Origin of the sequence: Mycobacterium sp. E3251, from assembly GCF_001666835.1 — a bacterium.
Taxonomy (GTDB): domain Bacteria; phylum Actinomycetota; class Actinomycetes; order Mycobacteriales; family Mycobacteriaceae; genus Mycobacterium.
This window is the reverse complement of sequence record NZ_LZJF01000062.1, coordinates 1-8,671: the sequence shown is the minus strand read 5'-3', so window position 1 is coordinate 8,671 and position 8,671 is coordinate 1. Positions and strand designations below refer to the sequence as shown.

The window sequence follows — 8,671 nt, the reverse complement described above, 5'->3', positions numbered from 1 at the left end:
CAGCATGGCCACCGATGATTTGCCGGAACCGGACAGGCCGGTGAACCACACCGTCTTGCCCCGCGGCCGGGCTTCGGCGACGGCCGACGACTTGTGCCGCACGGTGTTGGGGCTCGCCGTTTGCACCGAGACGTCGCGCAGCACCATGCCCGCGGCCACGGTGCCGTTGGTGTGCGGGTCGATCAGGATGAACGAACCGGTGCTGGCGTTGCGGGTGTACTCGTCGAGCAGCAGCGGCACCTGGGTACGCAGCGAAATGCGGCCAAGCTCGTTGAGCTGCAATGCCGTTGCCGCTTTATCGCGATGCAGGGTGTTCACGTCGAGCCGGTAGTCCAGCCCGGTCACCCTCGCGCGCGTGGTACGGGTGGTGTGCTTGATGACGTAGTCGCGGCCGGGCTCCAGCGCAGCGTCGTCGGCCATCCAGCACACGGTGGCATCGAATTCCTGCGTGACGCGGGGATGATTGTTGGTCCGGGCGATGAGATCACCCCGCGAGATGTCGATCTCATCCGCAAGGCTCACCGACACGGCCATCGGTGGAAAGGCTTCCTCCACTGGACCGTTCGGGCCTTCGATCGCGGTGATGCGGGTGGTCTTGCCGACCGGCAGAACGACGACTTCGTCTCCCGGACGCATGACACCGCTGGCGACGGTGCCGGCGTAGCTGCGGTGGTCTTGATGCTCGCGGGTGTGCGGCCGGATGACGTACTGGACGGGGAAACGCACGTCGACCAGGTTGCGGTCACCGGCGATGTAGACCTCCTCCAGGTGCGACAGCAGCGCCGGACCCTCATACCAGGGCGTCTGGTCCGATTTGGTCACCACGTTGTCGCCGTGCAGTGCGGAAAGCGGGATGGTGGCCACGTCGTGCACATCAAGGCGGGCGGCGAAGGCGTGGAATTCGTCCCGGATGGCCTCGAATTTGTCTCTGTCCCAACCGATCAGGTCCATCTTGTTGACGGCGAGAACGATGTGCTGGATGCCGAGCAGCGAGGCCAGGAAGGCGTGCCGGCGGGACTGCTCCAGCAGGCCGTGCCGGGCATCGACGAGCACGATCACGAGTTGGGCGGTCGACGCGCCCGTCACCATGTTGCGGGTGTACTGGATGTGGCCCGGGGTGTCGGCGATGATGAATTTCCGCTTGGGAGTGGCGAAATAGCGGTAGGCGACGTCGATCGTGATGCCCTGCTCGCGTTCGGCGCGCAAGCCATCGGTCACCAGGGCCAGGTCGGTGTAATCGTGGCCACGATCCTTGGACGTCTGTTCCACCGCCGCCCACTGGTCCTCCATGACGGCCTTGGAGTCGTAGAGCAGGCGGCCGATCAGGGTGGACTTGCCGTCGTCGACGGAACCCGCGGTGGCGAGGCGAAGCAGCGTGGTGGGTGTGGCCATCAGAAGTACCCCTGCCGTTTGCGGTCTTCCATCCCGGCCTCCGAGATCCGGTCGTCGGCCCTGGTCGCGCCGCGTTCGGTCAGCCGGGACACCGCCGTCTCGGCAATGACCTCCTCCACCGTCGACGCCTCCGATTCCACGCATCCGGTGCAGGTGACGTCCCCGACGGTGCGGAAACGCACCGTCGCCTCGAACACCGGCTCGTCGTCGCGCGGCTGCATGTGCCGATCGACCGCCAGCAGCATGCCGTCGCGACGGAACACCTTGCGCCGATGGGCGTAATAGATCGAGGGCAGCCCGATGTTCTCCGCGCCGATGTAGGACCAGATGTCGAACTCGGTCCAGTTCGACAGCGGGAAGGCCCGGATGTGCTCGCCCTTATGGTGCCGACCGTTGTAGAGGTTCCACAGCTCCGGCCGCTGCGCCTTCGGGTCCCATTGGCCGAACTCGTCTCGGAAGCTGAACACCCGCTCCTTGGCGCGGGCCTTCTCCTCGTCACGGCGCGCTCCCCCGAACGCCGCGTCGAACTTGTTCTCCCGGATGGCGCGCAGCAGCGTCACGGTCTGGATCGGGTTGCGACCCTGCTTTGGCTCGACCACGCGCCCGGCGTCGATGTCCTCCTGGACCGAGGCGACCACCAGGCGCACGCCGTGCTCGGCGACCAGCTCGTCACGGGTGGCGATCACCTCGTCGAAGTTGTGGCCGGTGTCCACGTGCATCACGGGGAACGGCAACCGCCCGGGCCGAAACGCCCGCAGCGCCAGGTGCAGCATGACGATGGAGTCCTTGCCCCCCGAGAACAGCAGCACGGGCCGCTCGAACTCGGCGGCCACCTCCCGGATGATGTGGATCGCTTCGGCCTCCAAAGAGCGCAGATGGCTCAACTCGTACTGGCCGGCGGTGGGGGCCGCTTTCAGATCGCTGGTCATAGCTTCCTCGGAGTAAACCTGGTTGAATCGGTCATATTTGGCAGCTTTGCCCTCCATAGCATCAGTTCGCGCCGACGGTTGTCAAGTGGGGAGGACGGCCATGGGACGTATCGGGTCAAGACCGGCGGCCACCCTTTCCGGCCGATGCCTGGTGCGACAGCATGAAGGGATGACCTCTGACCCTGCGCCGGCCGGCCCGAGCGGCCGCGACGTCATCGCGGAATTCCTCTTCCAATCGGCGTTCGTCACGAAGCTGGGCATCGTCGCCGACCAACTGGAGGAGCACGAGGTCAGGCTGCGTCTGCCGTGGGACCCGTCGAACGTCACGATCGGTGACATGGTCCATGGCGGCGCTATCGCCACGCTCGCCGATGTCACCGTGATGGCGGCGGCGTGGTGCGGGGCCGAGGCGCCACCGGAACTGCGGGGCGTCACCGTGTCGATGGCGTTGGACTTCATGGCCCCCGCCCGGGCCACCGACGTGATCGGGGTCGGCCGGGTGCTGCGGCGCGGCCGGTCGCTGGTCAACTGCGAGGCGGAGCTCGTCGACGCGCAGGGCCAGCTCGTCGCGAAGGCCCTCGCCACTTACAAGGTCGGCTAGAACATCGCCGAACGTGTTCTCAGGGCGCAAAAATGGGCAATTTCTCGCCCTGAGAACACGCTCGGCGCAGGGGGCGACGCTAGAGCGCCACTTCCTCGAGCTTGCCCGTGGCGACGTCGAAGACGAACCCGCGAAGCGAGACATGCTTCGTGACGAACGGGCTGTTGTCGATGCGGCGCAGCGACTGCCGGACGTCCTCGCCCACGTCGGGGAACGCCTCGGCCGCCCACGGCGGCTTGAGGCCCGTCTCCTCCTGGATCGCGCGCTTGAAGTCGTCGTCGGTGAACGTCAGCATCCCGCAGTCGGTGTGGTGGATCAGGATGACCTCCCGGGTCCCCAGCAGCCGCTGGCTGATCGCAAGCGAGCGGATGACGTCGTCGGTGGCGACCCCGCCGGCGTTGCGGATGACGTGCGCCTCCCCCTCGTTGAGGCCGAGGAGGCGGTAGACGTCGAGCCGGGCGTCCATACACGCGACCACCGCCACGTGTTTGCTCGGCGGCATCGGCAGCGGGCCATGGAAACCGCTCGCGTATTGGGCGTTGTTCGCCAAGTAGTCATCGGTAACCGTCACGCACGCCTCCTCGGGATATCGCGGCCCGAAAGTAGCAACGAACCACTCGTAATTCACTCATGAGAATCAGCCGGATCACAAGGACGGGGCCGGCTCGTTAACCTGTCCCAATGCGAGGCGGGCGGTGCGGTCGGGGATGATCCGCTTCTTGGCGCGCCGATTGCTGAACTACGTCGTGCTGCTGGCGCTGGCGTCGTTTCTGACGTTCTGCCTGACGTCGGTCGCGTTCCGGCCACTCGACAGCCTGTTGCAGCGCAGTCCTCGGCCGCCGCAGTCGGTGATCGACGCCAAAGCTCACGCACTCAACTTGGACAAGCCGATACCGATCCGCTACGCGCAGTGGGCCTCGCACGCGGTTCGCGGCGACTTCGGCAAGACGATCACCGGACAGCCCGTCGGCGCCACCCTCTGGCGCCGCGTCGGGGTCACCCTGCGGCTCCTGGTCGTCGGGTCGCTGGCCGGCACGGTACTGGGCATCGTGGCCGGCGCCTGGGGAGCCATCCGCCAATACCGACTCAGTGACCGCCTCGTCACCATGGTGGCGCTGCTGGTCCTGAGCACCCCGACGTTCGTCATCGCCAGCCTGCTGATCCTGGCTGCACTGCGAGTGAACTGGGCTTTGGGTGTGCAGTTGTTTGATTACACCGGCGAAACCTCGCCCGGGGTGAGCGGCGGGCTCGGACACCAGTTGGTGGACCGGTTGCGGCATTTGATCCTGCCCACCCTGACCCTGACCTTGGCCGCCGCCGCCGGATACAGCCGCTATCAGCGCAACGCGATGCTCGACGTTCTGGGCCAGGATTTCATTCGCACCGCGCGCGCCAAAGGGCTCACTCGCCGGCGCGCGTTGGTCAAACACGGGCTGCGTACGGCGCTGATACCGTTGGCCACCCTGTTCGCCTACGGGGTGGCCGGGCTGGTCACCGGTGCGGTGTTCGTCGAAAAGATCTTCGGCTGGCATGGCATGGGTGAATGGCTGGTGCAGGGCATCGCCACACAGGACACTTACATAATCGCCGCGATCACACTGTTCTCGGGCACGGTGGTGCTGCTGGCCGGGCTACTCTCCGACGTCTTCTACGCCGCTCTCGATCCGAGGGTGCGGGTGTCATGACAACCGAGCCCAAAGTGGAAGGCGCTCAGGGACTCTCGGACCCGAAGGCATCGCGATTCACCTCGCGCCGGACCCTCGTGCTACGCAGGTTCGTTCGCAACCGATTGGCCGTCGTGTCGCTGACGCTGCTGGTGCTGCTCTTCGTCGGCTGCTACACGCTGCCTGCGGTGCTGCCGTATTCCTATGACGACCTCGACTTCGAGGCCCTGCTGCAACCGCCGAACGGCCGGCACTGGTTGGGCACCAACGCACTCGGGCAGGACTTGCTGGCGCAAATCCTCCGCGGCATGCAGAAGTCAATGCTGATCGGTGTCTGCGTGGCGGTCATCTCAACCGGCATCGCCGCCACCGTCGGTTCGATCGCCGGCTATTTCGGCGGCTGGCGCGACCGCGCGCTGATGTGGCTGGTCGACCTGCTGCTGGTGGTGCCCAGCTTCATCCTCATCGCGATTGTCACACCGCGAACCAAGAGCTCGGCCAACATCCTGATGCTCGTCTTGCTGCTGGCCGGATTCGGCTGGATGATCAGCTCACGCATGGTGCGCGGCATGACCATGAGTCTGCGTGAACGCGAATTCATCAGGGCCGCAAGGTACATGGGGGTGTCCAGCCGAGGGATCATCCTCGGCCACGTGGTACCGAACGTGGCCTCCATCTTGATCATCGACGCCGCCCTCAACGTCGCCTCGGCCATCCTGGCCGAGACCGGGCTCAGCTTTCTCGGTTTCGGCATTCAGCCGCCCGACGTGTCACTGGGCACGCTGATCGCCAATGGCACCCAGTCCGCGACCACCTTCCCCTGGGTGTTCCTGTTTCCGGCGGGCGTGTTGGTGTTGATCCTGGTGTGCGCCAACGTGACCGGCGACGGCCTGCGCGACGCGCTGGATCCCGGCAGCGGCATGCTGCGAGGTGGCGCCCGGTGAGCGCGCTGCTCGAGGTGAGCGACTTGGCCGTCACCTTTCCGACGGACGGCCAAACGGTGACCGCGGTGCGCGGCATCAGTTACAGCATCGCCCCGGGTGAGGTTGTGGCGATGGTCGGCGAATCGGGCTCGGGCAAGTCCGTTTCGGCGATGGCGGTGATGGGCCTGCTGCCGGAATACGCGCGGGTGCGAGGCTCGGTGCGGTTGCACGACACCGAGTTGCTGGGCCTCGGGGACGAGGCGATGTCGCGGTTTCGCGGCAAGACGGTCGGCATGGTGTTCCAGGACCCGATGTCCGCGCTGACGCCCGTCTACACCGTCGGCGACCAGATCGCCGAGGCGATAGCGATTCACCAGCCGCACGTGGGCAAGAACGCAGCCCGCCGGCGCGCCGTGGAGCTGCTCGAGTTGGTCGGTATCGCGCAGCCGGAACGCCGCGCCCGGGCGTTTCCGCACGAGCTGTCCGGCGGCGAGCGACAGCGGGTGGTCATCGCGATCGCGATCGCCAACGACCCGGATCTGCTGATCTGTGACGAACCCACCACCGCGCTGGACGTCACCGTGCAGGCGCAGATCCTCGAGGTGCTCAAGACGGCGCGCGACGTCACCGGCGCGGGGGTGCTGATCATCACCCACGACCTGGGCGTGGTCGCCGAGTTCGCCGACCGGGCGCTGGTGATGTACGCCGGCCGGGTCGTCGAATCCGCCGGGGTGCACGACCTTTACCGCGCTCGCCGAATGCCCTACACCGTTGGGCTATTGGGCTCCGTTCCCCGGCTGGACGCCGCCCAGGGCACTCGGCTGGTCCCAATCCCCGGCGCGCCCCCGTCGCTGGTGAGCTTGGAGCCCGGCTGCCCCTTCGCGCCGCGCTGCCCTCTGGTCATCGACGAATGCCGCGCGGACGAACCGGAGTTGCTCCCGGTCGGGGTGGATCACCGCGCGGCCTGCATCCGCACCGACCGGGTGAACGGGCGCAGCGCCGCGGACATCTACGGGGTCAACACGGAAGCCCCCCGAATCGAATCCGGTGACTCGACGGTCGTCGTGCGCGTGCGCGATCTGGTCAAGACGTACCGGCTGACGAAGGGCGTGCTGTTGCGCCGCGCCGTCGGTGAGGTCCGCGCGGTCGACGGTGTCAGTTTCGAGCTGCGCCAGGGCCGCACGCTGGGCATCGTCGGCGAGTCCGGCTCCGGCAAGTCGACCACCCTGCACGAGATCCTGGAGCTCGTTGCGCCGCAATCGGGCTCGATCGAAGTGCTTGGTAGCGATGTCGCCACCCTGAGCGCCTCCCGCCGGCGATCGTTGCGGCGCGACCTTCAGGTGGTGTTCCAGGATCCGGTGGCCGCGCTGGACCCCCGCCTACCGGTGTTCGACCTGATCGCCGAACCGTTGCTGGCCAACGGCTTCGACAACGACCAGACCAACGCGCGCGTCGCAGAGCTGCTCGACATCGTGGGGTTGCGCCGGGCCGACGCCGCCCGCTATCCGGCCGAGTTCTCCGGCGGGCAGAAGCAGCGCATCGGCATCGCCCGGGCGCTGGCATTGCAACCGAAGATCCTGGCGCTCGACGAGCCGGTGTCCGCTCTCGACGTCTCCATCCAGGCCGGCATCATCAACCTGCTGCTCGACCTGCAGGAGCGGTTCGGCCTGTCGTATCTGTTTGTTTCCCATGACCTTTCGGTGGTCAAACACCTTGCTCACCAGGTGGTGGTGATGTATGCCGGTGCGATCGTCGAGCAGGGCGACAGCCAGCAGGTGTTCGGCAATCCGCAGCACGAATACACCCGGCGGCTTCTGGGCGCCGTGCCACAACCGGATCCGGGCAACCGTGTCTAGGCGGGCCGCGACGGCGGTTCTCGTTGTGGCGCTTACGCTCTCCGGCTGCTCACCGGCCATCAACGTCATGCCGGAAACCGGACATAACGCCGCCGAGATCGGCACGACCAGCGATATCAACCCCCAGGACCCCGCCACCTTGCGGGACGGCGGCAGCCTGCGGCTGGCGCTCAGCGACTTTCCGCCCAACTTCAACATCCTGCACATCGACGGCAATTCGGCGGAAGTGGCCGCCATGATGAAGGCCACGTTGCCACGGGCATTCATCATCGGCGCCGACGGCTCGACCACGGTCGACACCGACTACTTCACCAGCGTCGAACTCACCGGCACCGCACCGCAGGTGGTGACTTACACGATCAACCCGAAGGCGGTGTGGTCCGACGGCACCCCGATCACGTGGGAAGACATCGCCAGCCAAATCCACGCGCTGAGCGGAGCGGACAAGACGTTCGAGATCGCGGGACCCGGCGGAGCCGACCGGGTCGCGTCGGTCACCCGGGGTGTCGACGACCGGCAGGCCGTCATGACCTTCGCCAAACCGTACGCCGAGTGGCGCGGCATGTTCGCCGGCAACGGCATGTTGCTGCCCAAGAGCGTCACGGCCACGCCGGAGGCGTTCAACAAGGGCCAACTCGATGGGCCCGGCCCGTCTGCCGGCCCCTTCATCGTCACGTCGCTGGACCGCACCACCCAACGGATCGTGTTGTCCCGCAACCCGAAATGGTGGGGCGCCCGTCCCCGCCTGGACAACATCACCTATCTGGTGCTGGATGACGCCGCGCGGCTGCCCGCACTGCAGAACAACACCATCGACGCATCGGGCGTCGGTACGGTCGACCAGCTGACCATCGCGCAGCGCACGAAGGGAATCTCGATCCGGCGAGCCCCGGCCCCCGCGTGGTCGCACTTCACGTTCAACGGGGCCCCCGGATCGATCCTGGCCGACAGGGCGCTGCGCCTCGCCGTAGCCAAGGGCATCGACCGGCGCACCATCGCCAAGGTCGTCCAATACGGCCTCACCAGCGATCCAGTGGCGCTGGGCAACCACATCTATGTCGCGGGGCAGAAGGGCTACCAGGACAACAGCGCCGTCCTCCCGTACGACCCGGACGCGGCCAAGCGGGAGCTCGACGCCTTGGGCTGGAAGCTCAACGGCCAATTCCGCGAGAAGGACGGCCGCCCGCTGGTCATCCGCGACCTGTTCTACGACGCCCAGGGCAGCCGCCAGTTCGCCCAGATCGCGCAGCACAGTCTCGCCCAGATCGGCGTCAAGCTAAACCTCGTCGCCAGGGCCGGCAGCGGG

The 8,671-nt window shown here is 66.8% G+C and carries 8 protein-coding genes; 5 read left to right on the top strand and 3 right to left on the bottom strand.

Features of this window, described 5'->3' with window-relative positions:
- Both A5697_RS08875 and cysD read right to left on the bottom strand, forming a co-directional pair.
- The coding region (locus A5697_RS08875) for a bifunctional sulfate adenylyltransferase subunit 1/adenylylsulfate kinase (RefSeq protein ID WP_068009783.1) at positions 1-1,392 on the bottom strand (1,392 nt) is incomplete at its 3' end.
- Positions 1,392-2,378, bottom strand: a complete 987-nt coding sequence (cysD, locus tag A5697_RS08870) for a sulfate adenylyltransferase subunit CysD (RefSeq protein WP_156673224.1) — start codon at positions 2,376-2,378, stop codon at positions 1,392-1,394. The genes A5697_RS08875 and cysD, both read right to left, overlap by 1 nt.
- A 112-nt stretch (positions 2,379-2,490) precedes the next feature.
- Here cysD and A5697_RS08865 point away from each other — a divergent pair, with 112 nt between their 5' ends.
- Positions 2,491-2,922: a PaaI family thioesterase gene (locus A5697_RS08865; protein ID WP_067951075.1), complete on the top strand. Its 432-nt coding sequence runs from the start codon at positions 2,491-2,493 to the stop codon at positions 2,920-2,922.
- 79 nt (positions 2,923-3,001) lie between these two features.
- On the opposite strand, the gene A5697_RS08860 is transcribed toward A5697_RS08865, so the two are convergent.
- On the bottom strand, positions 3,002-3,493 hold the full coding sequence (locus A5697_RS08860; RefSeq protein WP_067951102.1) for a carbonic anhydrase: 492 nt from the start codon (positions 3,491-3,493) through the stop codon (positions 3,002-3,004).
- Between the two features lie 136 nt (positions 3,494-3,629).
- On the opposite strand from A5697_RS08860, the gene A5697_RS08855 reads away from it, so the two are divergent.
- The 4 genes from A5697_RS08855 to A5697_RS08840 all read left to right on the top strand — a co-directional run.
- Positions 3,630-4,607, top strand: coding sequence for an ABC transporter permease (locus A5697_RS08855; protein ID WP_068009782.1), 978 nt, complete (start codon positions 3,630-3,632; stop codon positions 4,605-4,607).
- The gene (locus A5697_RS08850) at positions 4,604-5,530 is read left to right on the top strand and encodes an ABC transporter permease (protein WP_067951079.1); all 927 of its coding nucleotides are present in this window, start codon (positions 4,604-4,606) and stop codon (positions 5,528-5,530) included. The genes A5697_RS08855 and A5697_RS08850 overlap by 4 nt, the downstream gene beginning before the upstream one ends.
- Complete coding sequence (locus A5697_RS08845) at positions 5,527-7,365, top strand: ABC transporter ATP-binding protein (RefSeq protein WP_068009780.1); 1,839 nt, start codon at positions 5,527-5,529, stop codon at positions 7,363-7,365. The genes A5697_RS08850 and A5697_RS08845 overlap by 4 nt, the downstream gene beginning before the upstream one ends.
- A 67-nt stretch (positions 7,366-7,432) precedes the next feature.
- A partial coding sequence (locus A5697_RS08840; protein ID WP_231972022.1) for an ABC transporter family substrate-binding protein occupies positions 7,433-8,671 on the top strand: 1,239 nt, incomplete at its 3' end.

Coding starts and splice junctions, on each gene's coding strand:
- A5697_RS08850 (WP_067951079.1), top strand. CDS start 4,604: ATGACAACCGAGCCCAAAGTGGAAGGCGCTCAGGGACTCTCGGACCCG.
- A5697_RS08865 (WP_067951075.1), top strand. CDS start 2,491: ATGACCTCTGACCCTGCGCCGGCCGGCCCGAGCGGCCGCGACGTCATC.
- A5697_RS08855 (WP_068009782.1), top strand. CDS start 3,630: ATGATCCGCTTCTTGGCGCGCCGATTGCTGAACTACGTCGTGCTGCTG.
- cysD (WP_156673224.1), bottom strand. CDS start 2,378: ATGGAGGGCAAAGCTGCCAAATATGACCGATTCAACCAGGTTTACTCC.